Below are 21439 nucleotides of genomic sequence, written 5' to 3' on the forward strand. Positions count from 1 at the left end.
ATTGGCCTATCCGGTTGGACTCTCCGAACGACACACCCTCCGCGTCATTCCGGGGCCGCGAAAGCGGAGCCCGGAATCCAGAGCCGCGGATGGTTCAGAAACGAGCGAACGGCCTTCTGCTTCATTCTGCACAACTTGCGTGTCTCGATTCCGGGCTCCGCTGTGCGGCCCCGGAATGACACGGAGGATTTGAATCCTGTAGAGTGATCGCGGCTCCGGACTGACGAGGTGGATGTCGACTCCGTCGAGCCGACTCCGATCCTCAGCGCTCCCCCTCGGCCCCCGCCCCCTTCCGCCGCACCGCGACGCTGCCGCCGTTCAACCGGCGCAGCGACACCTGCAGCCGGGCCTCCGCCGCCTTGATCTCGGTGAGCGCCTGGTGGGTGTAGTGGATATGCGTCTCGGCCGCCTCGCCCGCCGCCTCGACGTCGCCGGCCATCACGCTCTCGTAGATCGCCCGGTGCTGGGCGCGCAGGCGGTCGCGGGTCTCCGGGCGGGCAAAGAGCTTCTCGCGGTTCTCGATCACGCCCTGGCGCAGCATTCCCGACAGGGCCCGCATCGTGTGCAGCACCACGAGGTTGTGGCTCGCCTCGTAGACCGCGACGTGGAGATCGATGTCGGCCTCGGCCTCCTCCTGGTGCACGCCCTGCTCGTGGGCGCGGTCGATCCGCGCCAGGCAGGCGGTGAGCCGGTCGCGGTCGACCGCGTTGGCCCGGGCGGCGGCGAGCCGCGCCGCCATCCGCTCCGTCGTCGCCCGGAACTCCAGGTAGTCGTCCACCACCTCGGCATGGGAGGCAATGAGGGCGATCAGCGGATCGGTGATCTCGCGGCCGAGCGGCGCCACGGCGCGTCCGCTCCCCGAGGCGACGAGCAGGCCCTCCTCCTCAAGGATCTTCATGCCCTGCCGCAGGGTGGGGCGCGACACGTTCAGGCGCTGCGCCAGGTCGCGCTCCGGCAGCAGCAGGTCGCCGGGGCTGAGCGAGCCTTCGAGGATCAGGTCCTTGAGGTGGCGGGCCGTGCCCTCCGCCACGCTGCCGCCCTTGATCGGATCCTGCTCCATTCCGCGCATCCCCCCATCCGCGCCGCAGGCCTGACTGTAGTGCGGGCAAACGCGTTTTCCAATTGACCGCCGCGGTAAAGTTATTTTACCACGCCTCTACCTCCCAAAGTGAAGATCGAAGTCCTGGGGCCTGGCCGCGCGGGAGCGGCCCGCCCGACCCTGCACCGCCCGTCACCGCGCCGGTGCACGGATTGCCATGCCGGCCCGGGGCTGTCCGCCCCCGGCCCACCGTCCGGCCTCCCGCGCCTGCGGGACACGAGCCCCGATGCGAGAGCCCCGATGCGCCTCACCGATTGCCACAGCTTCCACGATTTCCGCCGCATGGCGAAAAGCCGCCTGCCCGGCCCGATCTTCGACTACATCGACGGCGGCGCCGACGACGAGACCACCTTGCGGCGCAACACGGCGGCCTTCGAGGCCTGCGACCTCGTCCCCAATGTCCTGCGCGGCGTCAGCGAGGTCGACCTGTCGGTGACGGTGATGGGCCAGCGCCTCGCGCTCCCGGTCTATTGCTCGCCCACCGCCCTGCAGCGGCTCTTCCACCACGAGGGCGAGCGGGCGGTGGCGGCGGCGGCCGGCCAGTTCGGCACGATGTTCGGCGTCTCCTCCCTCGGCACGGTCAGCCTGGAGGAGGCGCGCCGGATCAGCAGCGGCCCGCAGGTCTACCAGTTCTACTTCCACAAGGATCGCGGCCTGAACCGCGAGATGATGGCCCGCGCCAAGCAGGCCGGCATCGAGGTGATGATGCTGACCGTCGACAGCATCACCGGCGGCAACCGCGAGCGCGACAAGCGCACCGGCTTCGCGATTCCGTTCCGGCTGACCCTCGCCGGCATGGCGCAGTTCGCCCTGAAACCCGCCTGGGGCATCAACTACGTCACCCACGAGCGCTTCCGCCTGCCGCAGCTCGAGAACCACATCGCCATGGATGGCGGCGCCCTCTCGATCAGCCGCTACTTCACCGAGATGCTCGACCCGGCCATGACCTGGGACGACGTCGCCGCGATGGTGCGCGACTGGGGCGGCCAGTTCTGCCTCAAGGGCGTGATGTCGGTGGAGGACGCGAAACGCGCGGTCGCGATCGGCTGCACCGGCATCGTGCTGTCGAACCACGGCGGGCGCCAGCTCGACGGCTCGCGCTCCGCCTTCGACCAGCTCGCCGAGATCGTCGATGCGGTCGGCGACCAGATCGACGTCATCATGGATGGCGGCGTGCAGCGCGGCACCCACGTGCTGAAGGCGCTGGCGCTCGGCGCCAAGGCGGTGGGCCTCGGCCGCTACTACCTCTTCCCGCTCGCGGCCGCCGGCCGGCCCGGCGTCGAGCGGGCGCTCGGGCTGATGCGGGCCGAGATCGAGCGCGACATGAAGCTGATGGGCTGCACCGCGATCGACCAGCTCAGCCGCGAAAGCCTGCGCTTCACCCGCGGGTGATCCGACGCCGCGGGCTTGCCAGCCCGCGGCGCGAATTCGTCAGGCGCGGATGGCGTCGAGCCCCTTCCAGTCGAAGGCGATGCCGTGGCCCGGCCGGTCGGGCGCCACCGCGAAGCCCTCCGCGATCGCCAGCGGCTCGGCGATGTAGGCGTCGAGCCCGAAGCCGTGCGCCTCCAGGTAGGAGCGGTTGGGCGCCGCTGCGAGCAGGTGCACCGTCACGTCGTGCGCCCCGTGCGAGGTGACCGGCAGGTTGAAGGCCTCCGCCAGGTGGGCGATCTTCATGAACGGGGTCACGCCGCCGCAATTGGTGACGTCCGGCTCCGGATAGGTGACGCCGCCCGAAGCGATCAGCTGCTTGAAGTCCCACAGGGAGCGCAGGTTCTCGCCCGCGGCGATCGGCAATCCGCCCTCGCGCACGACGCGAGCCTGGCCGGCGACGTCGTCGGGGATGACCGGTTCTTCCAGCCAGAACGGCTCGAAGGGCTGGAGGGCGCGGGCGGCGCGGATCGCCTCGTCGGCGCTCCAGCGCATGTTGGCGTCGACCATCAGGGGAAAGCCGTCGCCGAGATGCTCGCGCATCGCCCGCACCCGCTCGACATCCTCGGAGAGGCGTGGCCGCCCGACCTTCATCTTGATCGCGCGAAAGCCCTTCCTCAGGTTGTCGTCGGTCTGGCGGAGCAACTGGTCGAGGGGCAGCTGAAGGTCGATGCCGCCGGCGTAGCACGGCACCTTGGGATCGTGGCCGCCGAGCAAGGTCCAGAGCGGCTGGGCGAGGCGCTTCGCCTTCAGGTCCCACAACGCCATGTCGATCGCGGACTGCGCCAGCACCGCCGCGCCGCCGCGGCCGCCGTAATGCTGGCCCCACCAGATCCGCTGCCACAGCTGCTCGATCCGGTCGGCCTCCTGCCCGACGATCTGCTCGGGCACGTCGCGCCGCAGGATCGCGTCGATCGCCGCGCCGTTGCGGCCGCAGGTATAGGTGTAGCCGATCCCTTCCGCGCCGTCCGCGTCGCGCAACACCACGGTGTTGAGCTCGAAGGCCGGCATGTCGCCGTGCATGCTGTCGCTGAGGGTCACCGCCAGCGGCACGCGGTAGTAGCCGGCCTCCAGCGAAACGATGCGGGGCATGGCGCTCCTCCGATTCTTCGCGACTCGTCGGCCGCTTATCGACACGTTCGTGTCTCGTTGCGCGCCCTGTATGGTATCCGACGGGTGGATGGTCAAGACAGGAACGCGGAGTCATGTTGAAGACGAGCGCCTGATTATTATGAGATGAATTTTTCGATTTGCGCCGCGGCTGTGAGAGGCTGACCCCGTGGCGCGCAATATGATCTCGCTTGACTCATACCATGTGTTGATTGTCGCCGAATTGCTTCAGGCGCCGTCCCGTGCTGATATGCCGGCAGACCGCCCGACCAACGGGGCGCCTGGGAGGAATCGATCGATGAAGCGGGTGATCGCGGGAGCGTTGTCGCTGGGCGGCCTGATAATGGCAGCGCTGCCGGCCGTGGCGCAGGACAACAAGACGCTCACCGTCTGGTTCAGCAAGGGCTTCTACCGCTCCGAGGACGAGTCGCTCTGGGCGACGATCAAGAAGTTCGAGCAGAAGACCGGGATCAAGGTCGAGCTGTCGCAATACGCGATCCAGGACATGATCCCGAAGACCGTGGCGGCGCTCGATTCCGGCTCGCCGCCCGATGTCGGCTATTCCGACACCTACAACAACCAGGCCGCCGGCAAGTGGGCCTACGAGGGCAAGCTCGAGGACCTCACCGACATCCTCCAGCCGATGATGCCGCGCTTCGCGCCGCAGACCGTCGAGCACGTGCTGCTCATGAACGGGCAGACCAACAAGAAGGCCTATTACGGCTTCCCGCTCAAGCGCCAGACGCTCCACACCGAGATCTGGGGCGACATGCTGGACAAGGCCGGCTTCAAGCAGGCCGACATCCCGCAGAAATGGTCGGATTACTGGGCGTTCTGGTGCGACAAGGTCCAGCCCGGCTACCGCAAGGCCTCGGGCACCCGCACCTACGGCATCGGCGCGCCGATGGGCGTGGAATCGACCGACAGCTTCCAGTCCTTCTACGCCTTCATGGATGCCTACGACGCCAAGCTCGTCGACAACGACGGCAAGCTGACCGTCGACGACCCGAAGACCCGCGAGGGCGTGGTCAAGGCGCTGAAGGACTACACCGACCCCTACATCAAGGGCTGCGTGCCGCCCTCGGCGACGACCTGGAAGGACCCCGACAACAACGTCGCCTTCCACAACCGCACCACGGTGATGACGCACAACTTCACCATCTCGATCGCCGCGAAGTGGTACGAGGACAGCGTCAACCCGAACAACACCCCTGAGCAGCGCGAGGCCTCGAAGAAGGCCTATGAGGAGTCGATCATCACCGCGCCGTTCCCGGCCCGGCCCGACGGCAAGCCGATGACCTACCGCGCCGACGTCAAGCACGGCGTCGTCTTCTCGGGCGCCAAGAACAAGGCGGCGGCCAAGGAGTTCGTGAAGTTCATCATGGAGGAGGACAACCTCCGTCCCTACGTCGAGGGCGCGATCGGCCGCTGGTTCCCGGTCACCAAGGACTCGATCGAGAGCCCGTTCTGGCAGGCCGACAAGCACCGCAAGGCGGTCTACAACCAGTTCAAGTCCGGCACCGAGCCGTTCGACTACGTGAAGAACTACAAATTCACGCTGGTCAACAACGAGAACGTGTTCGCCAAGGCGATGAACCGGGTGGTGAGCGAGAAGGTCCCGGTCGAGAAGGCCGCCGACGAGATGCTGGCCCGCGTCAAGCAGATCGCCGGGCAGTAACGAGCACATATCGGCCTGAGCGTTCTCTCCCTTTGAAAGTAGAGCGCTTCCCCTCCCCCTTGTGGGGAGGGGCTAGGGGTGGGGGTGGTGCCGGAGAAGCCTCGCGCTCTACGCGGCCACCACCCCCACCCCCGACCCCTCCCCACAAGGGGGAGGGGAGGGCGCGCGACCTTCCAACGGATCTGGCGCCAGCGGAACAAGAGGAGAGGCACCCATGCCTCGATCCACCCCATCCCGAGCGGGGTCCGGTCACGGTGTGACCGGGGCCCGCTCTCGGTTTTCACGCAACCCCCATCCCGGCCTCGTCAGGGAGCCAGACCATGTCCGCAACGGTCGCTGAGGCAGCGCCGGTCGCCGCGGCTCAGCCCTTCCGCCTGACCTCCTGGCAGGCCTGGGGGCTGATCCTGATCGCGCCCTACCTGCTGATCTTTCTGTTCTTCGTCATCTACCCGATCGGCTACGGGTTGTGGCTCGCCCGCAGCCCGGCGAGCTACGTGCATCTGGCGGAAGATCCGATCTTCGCCCGCGCGGTCGTCAACACGCTGGTGTTCCTGATCGTCGGCATCAACGTGAAGATGGCGATCGCGCTGCTGCTGTCGGGCTTCTTCACCAACGAGCGGAAGTGGATCCGCTGGCTGTCGGTGCTGTTCATCCTGCCCTGGGCGGTGCCGTCGATCCCGACGATCCTGTCGGTCCGGTTCATGCTCAACCCCGAATGGGGCGTGGTGAACTCGCTGATCTTCCGCTTCACCGGCGAGGACGGCCCGAACTGGCTCAACGACCCGTGGCTGGCGCTGACGCTCGCCATCGGCGTCCATATCTGGAAGTCGCTGCCGTTCTGGACGCTGATCCTGCTCGCCGGCCGGCTCGCCATCTCGGCCGACCTCTACGAGGCGGCGTCCGTCGACGGCGCCAGCAAGTGGCAGAAGTTCCGGCACGTCACCTGGCCGTCGATGCAGATGCTCTACGTCACCTGCACCATCCTGTCGATGATCTGGACGCTGGGCGACTTCAACTCGGTCTACCTGCTCACCGGCGGCGGCCCCGCCGACCTGACCCACGTGCTGGCGACGCTCGGCATCCGGTATCTCCGCCTCGACCAGGTCGACCATTCGATGGCGGCGGTGGTCTGCGCGATGCCCTTCGTGCTGCCGCTGGTCTACGTGCTGATGAAGAGGCTCTCGAAATGAGCACGACCACCACAGCCCGCGCGCCGCTCGCCGCTCCTTCGGCGGAGGAGCGCTCCGCCGCCCGGACCAACTGGCTGCGCGCCGCCGGCACCGAGGCCAAGCTCCTCCTCGTCGGCATCCCGGTCCTGCTCTGGACCGTGATCCCGATCTACCACCTCGTCCTGTTCGCGATCTCGCCGAAGCAGGACGCGATGTCGGGTGCGCTGTTTCCGGCCCACCCGACGCTGCAGAACTTCAGGATCGTGTTCGGGCAGCAGCACTACTTCCTGTCGAACTTCTGGCAGCAATTCTGGAACTCGGCGGTCATCGCCTTCGCGACCGGGGTGCTGACGCTGCTGGTGGCCACCGCCGCCGCCTTCGCGATCAGCCGCCTGAAGGTGAAGGGCGGCCGGACCGTGATGAACATGGCCCTGTTCACCTACTTCATCCCGGCCGCGTTCCTGGCCGTGCCGATGTACAAGACGATGGGGCCTACGGGCTGCTCAACTCGAAGTGGGCGCTGATCCTCGCGATGGTGACGATCGCCAGCCCCTACGCGATCTGGGTGCTGAAGCAGGCCTCCGACAAGCTGCCGGTGGAGCTCGACGAGGCGGCGATCATGGACGGCGCCTCGCCGCCCCAGCTCTTCCGCTTCGTCTACCTGCCGCTGATGGTTCCGTCGCTGGTCGCGATCGGCGTCTACGCGCTGCTGCTCGCCTGGAACGAGTACCTGTTCGCCTTCCTGCTCCTCTCCCGCGACACCGACGTGACCCTGCCGGTGGCCCTGGGGAGCTTCCTGGCGGCGGATGACTCGCCGTGGGAGCTGCTGATGACCACCGGGTTGATCTACGCTTTGCCGCCTGCCGCGATCTATTACGTGTTCAAGCGGTATATGGTGGGTGGGTTGACGGCGGGGGCGGTGAAGAGCTGAATACTTAGAAGAAATAGTTTCTGATCGAAAGCAGCCACGCTTTTGAAAAATCAAAATTTTTCACGCCGCCCGCTTGCATTGCAAGTAGGCGGCGTTTTATATTTCTGGCAGGCCACGCTTTTTGAGATATTTTTGGAGGATCATTAAGTGGGCAAGATCAAGTCTGATGTATTAAATCAGCATTTACGCTTATTCCCTAAAGAAAACGAAGTTTTAAAGCCTTTTTTATTCAATTTTGATATTAATTACGGGCGACGTGTAGATGTTAACAATTCACAGTTTTCGGCATATATATTAAGTCCTGATAGATTGATGAGGGATGGATTTGCTTTCACGGAAGAGTTGCTTTTGGTGCTATCTTCATTTCAGCGAATACAGCCACGAATAATGCAGGCAATTGAGAAGGTTCTAGACACGTCTCCCTTCAAAGGACGCGTCGACCCGCTAACATACTTTCTAGTGTCGGGTGATGCCGGGGTTGAGGATTGGACGAACAAATATCTAACCGAGCATCCTCAAGCGCGTACCCCAATCCCTCTTTTTGTGGACTCTTTATCGAGTAATAAGAACGACAGATGGTTTATTAGAAATCAGCTATCTAGTAGATTGTATACACGAGATCTTTTTGATTATCAGCTTCCACTGGATGGAGACCTATTTTTCTTTGGCCGGAAGAAAATTGTAGACGAATTTCTTGATGCTCTTAGGAAGGGCCAAAACAGAGGCTTGTTCGGGCTCCGAAAGACAGGTAAGACTTCGTTTTTATTCAAGTTGGTTCGGACTTGTGATGATTTAAACATCGCAAAATCAGTATATATTGACTGCAAGCGACCAGATATTCGCACCTTAGATTGGAAAAACCTAATCAATTATATAGTACAAGAAATATCAAAAAAGACAGGAAAAAAATACGCAAGTGTAAAGGACCCTGTCAAAAATTTGATGAAATTGCTTGAAGCATTGCCTGACAATCTGAAAGTTTGCCTGATATTTGATGAGATTGAGTATATCTCTCCTCTTGCCCATCTAGATGTGCATTGGAGAAGTGATTTTGTGCCCTTCTGGCAGACCTTGTGGTCAATCCAAAGCGAGATGAGAAAAATTTCATTCGTCGTTGCTGGAGTAAATCCCTTCCTTTGTGAAGTAGATTTAATCGATAAAACTCAAAATCCAATGTTTGGAATTGTACGACCCACTTATCTTACCGGCCTATCAGATGACGAGACCAAGCAGATGGTCACCGCCATTGGTGGTCGCATGGGGCTCGGATTTACCCCAGAGGCGGTGGCATATTTGCATATGCGATACGGTGGGCATCCATTGCTGACAAGAATGGCGTGTAGTTACACAAATCAGAGCATATATCAGCAGGGGGCGACTCGCCCCGTGCCAGTTACGGATAAGCGTTTGCGAGTGGAGCAAAATGAGCGAGAGGAAGATTTGCATTTTTATTGTAGGCATGTTGTTTCTGAACTCAAAGAATTTTATAACGATGAGTACGACATGTTAGAAATGCTTGCGAGTGGTAACGTTGTTGATTTTAACGAAATGGCCGCTGAGCCTGGATGGGTAAGACATTTAAAATCTTATGGCATTATCTCTATTGCCGAGACTGGGAAGCCCGCATTTCGAATTCCAGTAATACAGAAATTTGTTGCCGCAGAACGATCTAAGAGGGAAGGGACACGCGAACCTCGCACTGTTATCGCGCAAGAAAAACGTCAAGAGTGGCTGGCTAGGAGGCGCACAAACATACTGCATGACTTAAAGCTGCTGTTGCGTTCTATTTCGGCAAAGCAGATTTCTAATCCTTACAAAAGCGAATTTCTACCTGAGGCAGATCTTCTCCAAAATATCAAATTAGTGAGCAGCTGGCAGGATTTTTCAGCATTTATAAATGACATAAATAAATGTTTGGTCGAAACAATTGATATAATCAATGGTAAGGGCTATTTTTATGGATCTTTTAAGATGGTATATCCCGATTTATTTGATGCTTTGGCACGTATAAGGCTTCTGAGGAATAATGCGGATCATCTCAGGCTGAATGCGCAAGTTGAGGACGGTTTGAAGTCATATCTTTTAAGGGATCTCTTCGATCGTCCGGTCTCCCATTTCCAAGAGCCATGGTTTTTGTTGCAACAAATTGTTTTGGATGAGTTATTTTCCTCAGTTCAATATGAGATCGCGAGGATAGAGTGAAAATATCCACAATGTGATATAAATTGGAATTTGAAGATTTGTAGGGTATCGACGATCAATCAATTCCCTACAATCCTCATAGTAGCTTGTTTCAAGCCACCGCCGCCACACCCCCCGGCATCAACCGCCCTTCCTCCACCGCATGACACGCCACCCCATCCCGGAACGCCGGCACCTCCGCCTTGCACCGCTCATTCGCGAACGGGCAGCGCGGGTGAAACGTGCATCCTGACGGCGGGTTGATCGGGTTCGGGATCTCGCCCTGCACCGGCACGCGCTGCCGGCCGACATGCGCGAGATCCGGAACCGCGTCGAGGAGCATGCGGGTGTAGGGGTGTTTCGGGGCGGTGAAGAGCTCGCGGCCGCCGCCGATCTCGACGATGCGGCCGAGATACATCACGCCGATGCGGTTCGCCATGTGGCGCACCACGGCGAGGTTGTGGCTGATGAACAGGTAGGTCAGGCCGAGCCGGTCCTGTAGGTCGCGCATCAGGTTCAGGATCTGGGCCTGGACCGAGACGTCGAGGGCCGAGGTCGGCTCGTCGGCGACCAGGAACTCGGCCTCGGAGGCCAGCGCCCGCGCGATGGCGATGCGCTGGCGCTGGCCGCCCGAGAAGGCGTGGGGGTAGCGCTTGCCGTCGTCGGGGTGCAGGCCGACCAGGGTCAGGAGCTCGCCGACTCGGGCCTGAATCTCGCGCTCGCCGGTGAGGAGCCCGAAGGCGCGGATCGGCTCAGAAATAATCCGGTCGACCCGCCAGCGCGGGTTCATCGAGGCGTAGGGGTCCTGGAAGATCATCTGGATGCGCCGGCGCAGCTGCCGCCGCTCGGCGGCCTGGCGCGGGTCGGTCATCGAGATGCCGCTGATCGTCACCTCGCCGTCGGAGGGCGGCATCAGGCCGACCACCATGCGGGCGACCGTCGACTTGCCGGAGCCGGATTCGCCGACGATCGCCAGGGTCTCGCCCTTGGCGACCGAGAACGAGACGTGGTCGACGGCGCGCAGGTACTGACGCGGCTGGCGCTCGATCACCCGGTTGAGCCAGGGGCGCGAGACGTCGAACAGGCGGCGCAGGTCGCGGACCTGGACGTAGTCGGGCTGGGGAGTGATCACGGGCTTCAACGCGATGTGGGGCTTGGCGATAGGGGCTTCATGCGGCGGCCTGTCCGGACGCGTCGTAGAGGTGGCAGGCGACCCGGTGCGAGCCGACCGTCAGGGGCTCGGGCCGGTCGATTGTGCAGCGGGCAAAGACCTTCGGGCAGCGCGGGTTGAAGGCGCAGCCGGGCGGGATCGCCGAGAGCCGCGGCATCGCGCCGGGGATCTGGGCGAGGCGATCGGAGTCGTGCGACAGGGACGGGATCGCCCCCATCAGGCCCTGGGCGTAGGGGTGGAGCGGATCGCCCACCACGGCCGCCACCGGGCCGATCTCGGCGACGCGGCCGGCATACATCACCGCGACGCGGTCGGCGGCCTCGGCGATCACCCCCATGTCGTGGGTGATCAGCATCACGGCGGTGCCGTGGTCGCGCCCGAGGCGCTTCAGCAGCGTGATGATCTGGGCCTGGACCGAGACGTCGAGGGCCGTCGTCGGCTCGTCGGCGATGATCAGCTCCGGCTCGGCGGCGAGCGCCAGCGCGATGACGACGCGCTGCCTCATGCCGCCCGAGAATTCGTGCGGGAAGCCGTCGATGCGCCGCTCCGGCGCCGGGATGCCGACCTCGGCCAGAAGGTCGATCGCGCGCTGGCGGGCGGCCCTGGCCGACAGGTCGGTGTGGGTGCGGATCGTCTCCTCGATCTGCCGGCCGACCCGGTAGAGCGGGTTGAGGCTGGTCAGCGGGTCCTGGAAGATCATGCCGATGCGCTTGCCGCGCACCTTCCGCATCGCTTCCGGCGAGAGGTTGTCGATGCGCTCGCCGTTGAGCAGAATCTCGCCGCCGGCGATGCGGCCGGGCGGGTCGATCAGGCCGATCACCGCCGAGCCGGTCACCGACTTGCCGGCACCGGACTCGCCGACGACGCCGAGCACCTCGCCGCGGTTGATCTCGAAGGAGACGCCGTCGAGCGCGGTCAGCACGCCGCGGCGGGTGGCGAACTCGACCCGCAGGTCGCGCACCGAGAGGACGGGTTGGGTCATCGGGGTTTCTTTGGGTGTCACTGGAGCTTGGGGTTCAGGGCGTCGCGCAGCCAGTCGCCGAGCAGGTTGATCGCCAGCACCAGGCCGGCCAGCGCCAGGCCCGGAAAGGCGACGATCCACCACTCGCCCGAGAACAGGAAGCGGTTGCCGGTGCGGATGAGCGTGCCGAGGGAGGGCATCGTCTCCGGCAGGCCGGTGCCGAGGAAGGAGAGCGTCGCCTCGGTGATGATGGCGAGCGCGAGGTTGATGGTGGCGATGACGAAGACCGGGCCGGTGACGTTCGGCAGGATGTGGCGGGTGAGGATCACCGGCGCCGACAGGCCGATGAGCCGCCCGGCCTGGACGTAGTCCTTGTTCTTCTCGACCATCACCGAGCCGCGCACGGTGCGGGCGTACTGGACCCAGAACGACAGGCCGATCGCCACCACGATGAGGGCGATCTGCGCGTTCGCCTCCATGTGGCCGCCGGCCACCGCCTTGGCGACGCCGTCGACGATGAGGGCGATCAGGATTGCCGGGAAGGTCAGCTGCACGTCGGCGACGCGCATGATGACCGTGTCGACCCAGCCGCCGGCATAGCCCGCGATCAGCCCGAGGCCGATGCCGATGAAGCCCGACAGCAGCACGCCGAGCACGCCGACGAGGAGCGACAGGCGCATGCCATAAAACACCGCCGAGAGCACGTCGCGGCCCTGGTCGTCGGTGCCGATCAGGAACGGCGCCTGCCCGTCGGCGTACCAGAGCGGCGGCAGGTTGGCGTTCATCAGCTCGAGCTGCGCCGGATCGTAGGGGTTCTGCGGCGAGATGAGGGGGGCCAGCAGCGCCAGCGCGATGAACAGCACGGTGGCGAAGAAGGCCGCCATCGCGAGCTTGGAGCGCCGGAAGTTGGCGAAGAGATCGGAATCGAGGAAGCGCGCGAGGCGCGAGGGCGGCGCCGCGGCGGTCAGGGCTGGCGCGGGAGCGGGGGAGGCCATGACGTTGAACAATCCTCAGGCCGCCCGCCGCACCGAGAGGCGCAGGCGCGGATCGACGATGGTGTAGAGGAGATCGACCACGAGGTTGATCGACACGAAGATGAGGGCGACGAGCAGCAGGTAGGCGGCCATGATCGGCACGTCGACGTTCTGCACCGCCTGCACGAAGAGCAGGCCCATGCCGGGCCACTGAAAGACCGTCTCGGTGATGATCGAGAAGGCGATGATCGAGCCGAGCTGGAGGCCCGCGACCGTGATGACCGGGACCAGGGTGTTCTTCAGCGCGTGGCCGAAATGGATCGAGCGGGTGGTGAGGCCGCGTGCCCGGGCGAAGCGGATGTAGTCGGTGCGCAGAACCTCCAGCATCTCGGCCCGGACGAGGCGCATGATCAGCGTCATCTGAAAAAGCCCGAGGGTGATCGAGGGCAGGATCAGGGCCTTCCAGCCCGATACCGTCAGGAAGCCGGTGGTCCACCAGCCGATCCGCACCGTGTCGCCGCGGCCGTAGGACGGAAGCCAGCCGAGCGTCACCGAGAACAGGAAGATCAGCAGGATGCCGATCAGGAAGGTCGGCAGCGAGACGCCGACGAGCGAGATCGCCTGGAGGATCTTGGCGAAGGCGCTGTGGCGGTGCAGCGCCGAGTACACCCCCATCAGGATGCCGGCGGTGAGCGCGAACAGGGTGGCGCAGAGCGCGAGTTCGAGCGTCGCGGGCATGCGCTCGGCGAGCAGCGTCGAGACCGGCTGGCGGAACTGGTACGAGTTGCCGAACTGGCCGCGCACGGCGTTCCCGGCGTAGCGGGCGAACTGCACCAGCACCGGATCGTCGAGGCCGAGGCTCTGGCGGATCTGCAGCCGCTCGGCATAGGGCGTGTCCGGCGCCACGAGCTGGTTCACCGGATCGCCGGCGAAGCGGAACATCGCGAAGGCGATCAGCCCGACCGCCAGCAGCACCCCGACGGATTGCAGCAGGCGGCGGAGAATGAAGGCGAGCATGAGGGGTTTTTCTTGGGTTCTGGTGTGGTCCGAGACATCTCGGAGTTTTCGCTGGAAGGACGCGAGATCCGGCGTGGGTGGGCCGGTCAACGCATTCCCCCATCAACAAAAATGGCGCCGGGACCTCCTCTCCCCGCGGGCGGGGAGAGGGCTGCTGACCCCTTGCCGGGTCAGCAGCAAGCCCGAAGGGCGAGGGTGAGGGGGTGTTTCCGGAAGAGCCACATCCGGTACCACCCCCTCACCCTCGGCTGCCGCCTCGCTGCATTCCCTGAACGGGAACACAGCCCTCTCCCCGCCCGCGGGGAGAGGTGAATGCGCACAGCCCGGTCGCCCGAACCTTCAGGAGCGCCTCACGGCTCCTTCGACACCCAGTACAGCATCATCTGGTTGTCGGCGCGGGGCACCAGCTTGACCTTCTTCGACACGCCCCAGGCCAGGGCCTGCTGGTGAAGCGGGATGTAGCCGAAATCCGCCATGACGATGTCGTAGGCCTGCTTGATCATCAGGTTGCGGGCCTCCTGGTCGGTCTCGCGCTCGATCTTGTCGGCGAGCGCATCGACCTTCGGGTTGCAGTAGTTCCCGAGGTTGGTGGTGCCGCGCGGCGAGGCCTTGTCGGTGCGGCAGCCGGCGATCTCGTACAGGATGTTGTGCGAGTCCATCGACGACGGCGTCCACCCCAGCATGTAGAACGAGGTGTCGAAGGCGGGCTTGAGGATCTTGGCGAAGTACTTCGCCTTGGGCTGGGCGATCAGGTTCACCTTGACGCCGACCCGGGCGAGCATCGAGGTGATGGCCTGGCAGATCGCCTCGTCGTTGACGTAGCGGTCGTTCGGGCAGTCGAGGGGCACCTCGAAGCCGTTGGGGTAGCCGGCCTCGGCGAGCAGCGCCTTGGCCTTGTTCGGGTCGTAGGCCGGGCGCTTGAACTCACCCGCCAGCGGGAAGAGCGGCGGGGCGATCAGCAGGGCCGCCGGGGTGGCCTGGCCGCGCATGACGCGCTTGACGATGGCATCCTCGTCGATGGCGCGGAAGAAGGCCTCGCGCACCCGCACGTCCTTGAACGGGTTCTTGCCCTTGACGTTGGAGCCGCGCAGCTCGTCGCTGGTCTGGTCCATGCCGAGATAGATCGTGCGCAGCTCGGGCGCGTTGACCACGACCGCGTTGGCGCTGGAGCTCACCCGGCTCTGGTCCTGGAGCGGCACCGGATCGACCCAGTCGACCTCGCCCGAGAGGAGCGCGGCGACGCGGGTGGCATCGTTGCCGATCGTGGTGAAGATCGCCTCGTCGATGTTCGACTCGACCTTGCCCCAGTAGCCGTCGAACTTCTTGAACACCGTGCGCACGCCGGGCTGGTGCTCGGTGATGGTGAACGGGCCGGTGCCGTTCTCGTGGAGTGCCGCGTAGCTCGGGGTCGAGGCCGAGACCGGGGTGGGCTTCAGGGCGTCGTGCTTCTCGGCCCAGGCCTTCGACATGATGTACCAGCCGCCGAACTGGTACAGGGCGATGGGATTGGGGTTCTTCAGCACCATGTCGACGGTATGGTCGTCCACCTTCACGAAGGTGGCGTCCGCCGGCACGTTGGTCTGGAAGTTCGAGCCCGGCGCCCGCACGCGCTCGGCGGAGAAGATCACGTCGTCGGCGGTGAAGGGCGAGCCGTCGTGAAACTTGACGTTCTTACGAAGCTTGAAGCGGTAGCGGGTCGGCTCCGGGGTTTCCCACGACTCGGCGAGGCCCGGGACCAGCTTCAGGTCCTTGTCGCGGGTGACGAGCGACTCGTAGACCGCGCCGTGCGCCGCGATCGTGAACGTCTCTTTCAGGGTGTACGGGTCGAGGGACTTGAGGTCGCCCTGGAAGGCGAACCGGAACGTATTGGCGGCCGAGGCCGGCAGAGCGCCCAAGCCCACGAGGGCGGTGGCGGCGGCGAGGCAGGCCAGCAGCGGACGGGACTTCAGGAACGACATCGACGGGCACACTCCGCGGGGGAACCAAGCTCTTACTAGAGCCTTCCGGCGCCACAGGCGACGCCGGAATGATGAAAAATGATGCACCATCCCGTCCCGTCCCGCCAGACGGCGGGCGGGGAGCGGGACGATCGCGCAGCCCTAACAAGTCCCGGGCCAACCGGCCACGGGCCATGCGCCCCATGCGGGTCCGCGACATTCGCGAGCCGTGGAAAGGAGTTGACCGGACGGCTGTCTGCCTGTTGCATCCTGCGCGCAAGTTCCCGCCTCGATATGAGCGTATTGTCACATGCCCGTCATCAACCGCGTCGCCGCCCTCGCCGACGAGATCACGGCCTGGCGCCGCGACTTCCACCAGCATCCCGAGCTGCTGTTCGCCCTCGACCGCACCTCCGGCCTGGTGGCCGAGCGGCTGCGGGCCTTCGGCTGCGACGAGGTGGTGACGGGCTTGGGCAAGACAGGCGTCGTCGGCGTGATCCGCGGCCGCAATACCGGCTCGGGCAAGGTCATCGGCCTGCGCGCCGACATGGACGCCCTGCCGATCGAGGAGACGAGCGGCGTGCCGCACCGCTCGACCGTGCCGGGGACGATGCACGCCTGCGGCCATGACGGCCACACCGCGATGCTGCTCGGCGCCGCCAAGTACCTCGCCGAGACCCGCAACTTCGACGGCACGGCGATCGTGATCTTCCAGCCGGCGGAAGAGGGCGGCGGCGGCGCCGACGTCATGCTGAAGGAGGGCCTGATGGAGCGCTTCGGCATCCAGGAGGTCTACGGCCTGCACAACAAGCCGGGTCTGCCGCTCGGCAGCTTCGCGATCCGCCCCGGCGCGATCATGGCGGCGGCCGACCGGATCACCATCACGGTCAACGGCAAGGGCGGCCATGCGGCGGCCCCGCACGAGTGCATCGACCCGGTGCTGGTCGCCTCCCACATCGTCACCGCGCTGCAGTCGATCGCCTCACGCACGATCGACCCGGTGTCTTCGGCCGTGATCTCGGTCACGCAGGTCAAGGCCGGCGACGCCTTCAACGTGATCCCGGAATTCGCGATCCTCAACGGCACGGTGCGCACCCTGTCGGAGAGCGTCCGCGACACCTGCGAGGCGCGCATCGCGCAAGTCGCCTCGAACGTCGCCGCCGCCTTCGGCGCCACCGCGACCGTCGATTACGGCCGCGGCTACCCGGTGACCGCGAACGATCCGGCGAAGGCGATGTTCATGGCCGACGTCGCCGCGGAGGTCTCGGGCGAAGGTGCGGTCGAGCGCGCGGTCCAGCCGATGATGGGCGCGGAGGACTTTTCGTACATGCTGAACGCGCGCCCCGGCGCCTACATCTTCCTCGGCACCGGCCCCGGCGCCGGCCTGCACCACCCGGCCTACGACTTCAACGACGAGGCCGCGCCCTACGGCGTGTCGCTGTTCGCCCGGGTGATCGAGCGGGCGATGCCGGCTGCGTGAGGACGGAGCGCATCGTCGGACGGACGCGTCCGGCGGTGCGCCCGACCGGGGCCTTCCTCCGCCGCGACGCATCCCCGCTCGCCTCCGGCTCGCGCGGCCTCATATGGCTCGGGCATGGCGGACCGCCGCCGCGAGAGCCCCGAGGAACCCGATGCCCCGCTTGCTGCCGATTCTCGCCCTGTCCGCCGCGCTCGGGATGCCGCCCGCCCTCGCCCTGGAGGCCTCCGGGGCCGGTCGCGGCGGCGGGCTCGATCTTGAACGGCTCGACGTCGGCGGCCCGATCACGGCCCGCGGCAGCCTTACCGTCGGCAGCGGCTGCCAACCCACCGACGGCGCCTTCGCCACCGATGGGACCCTCAGCTGGCAGCCGAGCTGCTTCGGGACATTCATCGTCAGCGGGATCGGCAGCAAGGTCTACGCGACGCGCGGCACCGGGAAGGACGCCGACGGGGCCCCGCAATCCAATGGGTACACTCCGCTCTTGGTCCAGTTCCAGGCCGACGGCGCGATCAAGCGCGAGATGAACGGGATGTTCATCAATGCGGATGTGGTTGGTGGTGCGGTCTCGGCGGCGGAACTCAATACGACCAACACCACCGGCCAGCTCATCTCGCTGCGTCAGCGTCCCGGCCCGAACGGCGAGCGGCCTCCAACCGTGGGGGCACAACATCGACCTGCACATCGCTCCCGGCTCCGGCAACGTCCAAAGCTGGGGCGTCGAGTACGACATGAACAACTTCAACAAGGATTGCGGGCCGGGCGGCGGCTGCCTGTCGGCCGGCATCTTCTTCAACGGGATTAGCGGCGCCCCGAACACGGCTTGGATCTACTCCGGCGGGGGAACGACGAACACCTACAAGGGCAGCGTCACGGTCGCCAAAAACTCGGTCAACTGGGTTTCGGGCGCGAAATTCGTGCCGGCGATCTACGGCATCCGCCTCGGCGACAAGTTCTATCGCGCCCATTACGTCAGCCCGACTCAGCTCGCCGGAGACGTGGCGATTCCCGATACGTCGTCGCCCGTGGGCTACACGGCGCAGAATGCCATGGTCCACAATGGCATCTATCTTCAGGGTGACAACAACGTCTCGGACTCCGACTTCATCTCGGCGACCAGCGCCTATCACGGCATCAACATCAGCGGCCATCACCACGTCGCGTTCAACGCGTCGGGCGACAGCGCCCCCTACGTCCTGCTGGCGCGGCCGGGGCAGAGCCTCTGTCTCAACGGCTTCGACGGGTGCGTGAGCGACGACGGAACCGGTCTCGTCTACGGACAGAAGGGACGGCGCGTGTTTCAGGCCGAGCTGCACCGCATGACCGTGAGCGGCTTCCTCAATTCGCCGCTCGCCACGCCGCCCTCGTCCAGGGCCGCGTGCGCGCCCGGGGATTGGGCGCACGACGTCAACTTCGTCTATACCTGTGTCGCCCCCAATACCTGGAAGCGCGCCGCCCTCTCGTCCTGGTGAGAGCGGGCCGGCGCCTCATACGAAATCCGGAAGTGATCTTCCGGATTTCGTATCACACCTCGAACGTCACGCCCTGCGCCAGCGGCAGGGTCTTGCCGTAATTGATGGTGTTGGTGGCCCGCCGCATGTAGGCCTTCCAGGAATCGGAGCCCGCCTCGCGACCGCCGCCGGTCTCCTTCTCGCCGCCGAAGGCGCCGCCGATCTCGGCGCCGGACGGGCCGATATTGACGTTGGCGATGCCGCAATCGGAGCCGGACGCCGACAGGAAGATCTCGGCCTCGGACAGGTCACGGGTGAAGATCGAGGAGGACAGGCCGGCCGCGACCGCGTTCTGGGCGGCGATGGCCGCGTCGAGGTCGCCGTAGCGCGTCACGTAGAGGATCGGCGCGAAGGTCTCGCGGCGCATCGGGCCGGCCTGCTCGGGCATCTCGACGAGGGCCGGGCGGACGTAAGCGGCGGCCTCGCCGCGGATGTCGCGCAGGCGCTCGCCGCCATGCACGGTGCCGCCGATGGCGCGGGCCTCGTCGAGGGCACGCGCCATGCCGTCGGCGGCCGTGCCATCGATCAGCGGGCCGATCAAGGTGGCGGGGTCGCGCGGGTCGCCGATCCGCACCGAGCCGTAGGCCGCCTTCAGCCGCGGGACGAGCGCGTCGTAGACCGAGTCGTGCACGAAGAGCCGCCGCAGGGTGGTGCAGCGCTGGCCGGCGGTGCCCATCGCCGCGAAGGCGATGGCGCGTAAGCTCAGGTCGAGATCGGCGGAGGGCGCCACGATGGCGGCGTTGTTGCCGCCGAGCTCCAGGATCGCCCGGGCGAAGCGGGCGGCGAGCTTCGGGGCCACCTGCCGGCCCATCGCGGTCGAGCCGGTGGCGGAGACGAGCGCCACCCGCTCGTCCTCGACCAGGCGCTCGCCGAGCTCCCGGCCGCCGATCAGGAGCCCGAGCAGGCCCTCGGGGGCGTCCGCGCCGAAGCGCTTCATCGCCTTCGTGGCCAGCGCGTGGACGGCGAGCGCCGTGAGCGAGGTTTTTTCCGACGGCTTCCAGATGACGGGATCGCCGCAGACGAGGGCGAGCGCGGCGTTCCAGGACCACACCGCCACGGGGAAGTTGAACGCCGTGATGACGCCGCACACCCCGAGCGGGTGCCAGACCTCCATCATCCGGTGGTCCGGCCGCTCGGTGGCGATGGTGAGGCCGTGCAATTGCCGCGACAGGCCGACGGCGAAGTCGCAGATGTCGATCATCTCCTGGACCTCGCCGAGGCCCTCCGACAGGATCTTGCCGGCCTCGAGCGTCACCAGACGGCCGAGATCGTCCTTGTGGGCGCGCAGCTCCTCGCCGAGCAGCCGCACCAGCTCGCCCCGGCGCGGGCCCGGAACCCGGCGCCAGGCGAGGAAGGCTTGGATCGCGCCCGCCAGCGCCGCCTCGGCCTCCCCGGCCGTGGTCTGGCGCAAGGTCGCCACCACGCCGCCGTCGATCGGCGAGCGCGCCGGGAGCCCGTCCTCCGCGAAGGCCGCGGCCGGGACGCCGAGGCGCTCCAGCACCGCCAGGGTGTCGTCGCGGACGGACAGGATGGTGGGGGCCATGGGCGATTTCTCCGCGTCTGACGAAAGACGGCCCGCCTCGGGGGAGGCGGGCCGGGCACGATTCGCAATTCTTAAGGGATTTGATCCCGCTTCACAGCCTGGCTTACGCCGCCTTCTGCTTCGGGGAGATCAGCTTGCGGTTGACCAGCACCTCGGCGATCTGGACCGTGTTGAGCGCCGCGCCCTTGCGCAGGTTGTCCGACACGCACCAGAACGACAGGCCGTTCTCGACCGTGATGTCCTCGCGGATGCGCGAGATGTAGGTCGCGTCCTCGCCCGCCGCCTCGTGGGGGGTGATGTAGCCGCCGGGCTCGCGCTTGTCGTCGACCAGGATGCCGGGCGCCGAGCGCAGGATCTGGGTCGCTTCCTCCGCCGAGAGCGGGCGCTCGAACTCGACGTTCACCGCCTCCGAGTGGCCGATGAACACCGGCACGCGCACGCAGGTCGCCGTCAGCTTGATCTTGGGGTCGAGCATCTTCTTCGTCTCGGCCACCATCTTCCACTCTTCCTTGGTGGAGCCGTCCTCCATGAAGACGTCGATGTGCGGGATGACGTTGAAGGCGATGCGCTTGGTGAACTTCTGCACCTTGACCTCGCCGGCGGTGAACACCGCGCGGGTCTGGTTGAACAGCTCGTCCATCGCGTCCTTGCCGGCACCGGAGACCGACTGGTAGGTCGCGACGACGACGCGCTTGATCGTGGCGGCCTCGTGCAGGGGCTTCAGGGCCACGACGAGCTGCGCGGTCGAGCAGTTCGGGTTGGCGATGATGTTCTTCTTGGTGAAGCCCGCGACGGCGTCGGCATTCACCTCGGGCACGATCAGCGGCACGTCGGAATCGTAGCGGAAGGCCGACGAGTTATCGATGACGACGCAGCCCTGCTGGCCGATGCGGGGCGACCACTCCTTCGAGGTCTCGCCGCCGGCCGACATCAGGCAGATGTCGGTGTCGGAGAAGTCGTACTGGTCGAGGGCCTGGACCTTCAGGGTCTTGTCGCCGAAGGACACCTCCTGGCCGAGGCTGCGGCGGGAGGCGAGCGCCACCACGGTGTCGGCCGGGAAGGCGCGCTCGGCCAGGATGTCGAGCATCTCGCGGCCCACATTGCCGGTGGCTCCGACGACGGCAACCTTGTAACCCATCTCAATCGCTCCAGTTCGGACTTGACCCTCCCCGGACGATCTCAGGCGGGCTCTGAAGGAGCCCGGCCTCCGCCCGCCACGGACGGGGAGGGATCCGAGGACGACGCGAGGCTT

General features: G+C 65.5%; 16 protein-coding genes and 1 pseudogene. 8 read left to right on the forward strand and 9 right to left on the reverse strand.

Features of this window, described 5'->3' with window-relative positions; genetic code table 11:
* Window positions 1-262 precede the first annotated feature (262 nt).
* Window positions 263-1060 carry an FCD domain-containing protein gene (locus tag DK412_RS01885; RefSeq protein ID WP_109970556.1) on the reverse strand — a complete coding sequence of 266 codons (798 nt, stop codon included), beginning with the start codon at window positions 1058-1060 and terminating at the stop codon, window positions 263-265.
* Between the two features lie 279 nt (window positions 1061-1339).
* On the opposite strand from DK412_RS01885, the gene DK412_RS01890 reads away from it, so the two are divergent.
* Window positions 1340-2491 carry an alpha-hydroxy acid oxidase gene (locus tag DK412_RS01890; protein ID WP_109970557.1) on the forward strand — a complete coding sequence of 384 codons (1152 nt, stop codon included), beginning with the start codon at window positions 1340-1342 and terminating at the stop codon, window positions 2489-2491.
* Between the two features lie 39 nt (window positions 2492-2530).
* Here DK412_RS01890 and DK412_RS01895 read toward each other — a convergent pair whose 3' ends face one another.
* Window positions 2531-3619 carry a mandelate racemase/muconate lactonizing enzyme family protein gene (locus DK412_RS01895; protein ID WP_109970558.1) on the reverse strand — a complete coding sequence of 363 codons (1089 nt, stop codon included), beginning with the start codon at window positions 3617-3619 and terminating at the stop codon, window positions 2531-2533.
* A 316-nt stretch (window positions 3620-3935) separates the two neighbouring features.
* On the opposite strand from DK412_RS01895, the gene DK412_RS01900 reads away from it, so the two are divergent.
* The 4 genes and pseudogenes from DK412_RS01900 (at window position 3936) to DK412_RS29910 (ending at window position 9617) form a co-directional block, all read left to right on the forward strand.
* Window positions 3936-5315 carry an ABC transporter substrate-binding protein gene (locus tag DK412_RS01900; RefSeq protein ID WP_109970559.1) on the forward strand — a complete coding sequence of 460 codons (1380 nt, stop codon included), beginning with the start codon at window positions 3936-3938 and terminating at the stop codon, window positions 5313-5315.
* Between the two features lie 320 nt (window positions 5316-5635).
* Window positions 5636-6505, forward strand: a complete 870-nt coding sequence (locus tag DK412_RS01905) for a sugar ABC transporter permease (RefSeq protein ID WP_109970560.1) — start codon at window positions 5636-5638, stop codon at window positions 6503-6505.
* 74 nt (window positions 6506-6579) lie between these two features.
* Window positions 6580-7415: pseudogene (locus DK412_RS01910) on the forward strand (carbohydrate ABC transporter permease).
* A 147-nt stretch (window positions 7416-7562) separates the two neighbouring features.
* On the forward strand, window positions 7563-9617 hold the full coding sequence (locus tag DK412_RS29910) for a hypothetical protein (protein ID WP_162596070.1): 2055 nt from the start codon (window positions 7563-7565) through the stop codon (window positions 9615-9617).
* 91 nt (window positions 9618-9708) lie between these two features.
* On the opposite strand, the gene DK412_RS01915 is transcribed toward DK412_RS29910, so the two are convergent.
* The 5 genes from DK412_RS01915 to DK412_RS01935 all read right to left on the reverse strand — a co-directional run bounded on the left by DK412_RS01915 (window position 9709) and on the right by DK412_RS01935 (window position 15677).
* On the reverse strand, window positions 9709-10725 hold the full coding sequence (locus DK412_RS01915) for an oligopeptide/dipeptide ABC transporter ATP-binding protein (protein WP_109975004.1): 1017 nt from the start codon (window positions 10723-10725) through the stop codon (window positions 9709-9711).
* Window positions 10726-10765: 40 nt separating this feature from the next.
* Entirely contained in the window at window positions 10766-11749 is a 984-nt protein-coding gene (locus DK412_RS01920; protein ID WP_109970561.1) for an ABC transporter ATP-binding protein, read from the reverse strand.
* A gap of 17 nt (window positions 11750-11766) precedes the next feature.
* Entirely contained in the window at window positions 11767-12723 is a 957-nt protein-coding gene (locus DK412_RS01925; protein ID WP_109970562.1) for an ABC transporter permease, read from the reverse strand.
* Window positions 12724-12738: 15 nt separating this feature from the next.
* On the reverse strand, window positions 12739-13719 hold the full coding sequence (locus DK412_RS01930) for an ABC transporter permease (RefSeq protein ID WP_109970563.1): 981 nt from the start codon (window positions 13717-13719) through the stop codon (window positions 12739-12741).
* A gap of 350 nt (window positions 13720-14069) precedes the next feature.
* Window positions 14070-15677, reverse strand: coding sequence for an ABC transporter substrate-binding protein (locus tag DK412_RS01935; RefSeq protein WP_109970564.1), 1608 nt, complete (start codon window positions 15675-15677; stop codon window positions 14070-14072).
* Between the two features lie 289 nt (window positions 15678-15966).
* On the opposite strand from DK412_RS01935, the gene DK412_RS01940 reads away from it, so the two are divergent.
* The 3 genes from DK412_RS01940 to DK412_RS01945 all read left to right on the forward strand — a co-directional run bounded on the left by DK412_RS01940 (window position 15967) and on the right by DK412_RS01945 (window position 18605).
* Window positions 15967-17136 (forward strand): M20 aminoacylase family protein, encoded by a 1170-nt coding sequence (locus DK412_RS01940; protein ID WP_109970565.1) that lies wholly within the window; start codon window positions 15967-15969, stop codon window positions 17134-17136.
* 151 nt (window positions 17137-17287) lie between these two features.
* Window positions 17288-17938 carry a hypothetical protein gene (locus DK412_RS29915; protein ID WP_162596071.1) on the forward strand — a complete coding sequence of 217 codons (651 nt, stop codon included), beginning with the start codon at window positions 17288-17290 and terminating at the stop codon, window positions 17936-17938.
* Complete coding sequence (locus tag DK412_RS01945; protein ID WP_109970566.1) at window positions 17865-18605, forward strand: hypothetical protein; 741 nt, start codon at window positions 17865-17867, stop codon at window positions 18603-18605. The genes DK412_RS29915 and DK412_RS01945 overlap by 74 nt, the downstream gene beginning before the upstream one ends.
* A gap of 52 nt (window positions 18606-18657) precedes the next feature.
* Here the strand turns inward: DK412_RS01945 and DK412_RS01950 are convergent, their stop codons facing one another.
* Entirely contained in the window at window positions 18658-20187 is a 1530-nt protein-coding gene (locus DK412_RS01950; RefSeq protein WP_109970567.1) for an aldehyde dehydrogenase family protein, read from the reverse strand.
* 103 nt (window positions 20188-20290) lie between these two features.
* Window positions 20291-21325 (reverse strand): aspartate-semialdehyde dehydrogenase, encoded by a 1035-nt coding sequence (locus DK412_RS01955; protein ID WP_109970568.1) that lies wholly within the window; start codon window positions 21323-21325, stop codon window positions 20291-20293.
* Window positions 21326-21439: the final 114 nt, after the last annotated feature.

The sequence above is a fragment of the Methylobacterium sp. 17Sr1-1 genome (genome assembly GCF_003173775.1).
GTDB lineage: Bacteria > Pseudomonadota > Alphaproteobacteria > Rhizobiales > Beijerinckiaceae > Methylobacterium.